The 1,322-nt window shown below is 77.2% G+C and carries 1 protein-coding gene; it reads left to right on the plus strand.

Going from position 1 to position 1,322, the window contains the following annotated elements; genetic code table 11:
- A partial coding sequence (locus ACOV8S_RS30850; protein WP_448321788.1) for a polyketide synthase dehydratase domain-containing protein occupies positions 1-1,322 on the plus strand: 1,322 nt, incomplete at both ends.

Below are 1,322 nucleotides of genomic sequence, written 5' to 3' on the forward strand. Positions count from 1 at the left end.
GTCCCTCGCCCACCTGCACACCCACGGCCACCCCACCGACTGGCACCTCCCGGCACCCGCCACCGCGCCGCCGACCGACCTGCCCACCTACCCCTTCCAGCACGACCGCTACTGGCTGGAGGGTCCCGCGGCGCACACCGACGCGGGGCACCTCGGACTGGACACGACGGAGCACCCCGTCCTGTCGACGGCGACCGCGCTCGCGGAGACGGACACCGTCGTGCTGAGCGGCCGGCTGTCCACGCGGTCGCTCGGCTGGCTCGCCGACCACGCCGTCGACGGCACCGTGCTGGTGCCGGGCACCGCGCTGCTGGAGTTCGCCGTGCAGGCGGCCCAGGCGGCCGGCGGCAACCGGGTCGACGAACTGACGCTGGAGACCCCGCTGTTGCTCCCCGAGCGGGGCGCGGTGCGGGTCCAGGTGACGGTCGAGGCCGCCGACGAGGACGGCGGACGCCGGGTCGCCGTGCACTCCCGGCCCGACGAGGAAGGCCAGGACACGGCGTGGACGCGGCACGCCACGGGAACGGTGGACCCGGTGGCCCGGCCGGTGCCGGCCGCCGGATGGGCCGTCTCCTGGCCACCCGCGGACTCCGACCCGCTGGAGGTGGCCGACCTCTACGACCGGCTGGCGGAGCTGGGCTACGAGTACGGGCCCGCCTTCCGGAACCTCACCGCCGCCTGGCGGTCGGGCGACACCGTGTACGCCGAGGTGGCGCTCGAGGGCCGGTACCACGACGAGGCCGCCCGGTTCGCGCTCCATCCGGCGCTGCTCGACTCGGCGCTGCACACCATGGCCCTGGGCGACTTCCTCGGTGAGGGCGTACGGCTGCCGTTCAGCTGGAGCGGAGTGGGCCTGGCGGCCGCCGGGGCGACGGCCCTGCGGGTCGCGGTGGCTCCGGGGCCCGACGGGGACGACTCCGTGCGGCTGTCCGTCGCCGACCCGGCCGGCGCCGTCGTCGCCGTCGCCGAGTCGCTGGTGCTGCGGCCCGCCGCCCCGGAACACCTGCCGTCCGCGCGACGCACGGCCGGGGCGGTCCGGTCGCTGTACGAGCTGGAGTGGAACGAACTGCCCCTTCCCGAGCCCGACGAGGGGGCGGCCGGGCAGCCGCTGGACGTGCTGGACGCCCCCGCCGTGCGGGAAGGCGCCGTCCCCGAGGCCGTCGCCGGCTCGGTGAACGCGCTGCTCGCCCGCCTGCGGGACACGCTCGCCGACGAGGAAGGGGACGGTCCGGCGGACGGGGTGGAGCGCCCCGTGGTGGTGGTGACCCGGCGGGCCGTCGCCGCCGCACCGGGCGACCCGGTGGACCTGACGGCCGCACCGC

This window comes from Streptomyces sp. CO7 (assembly GCF_053474865.1).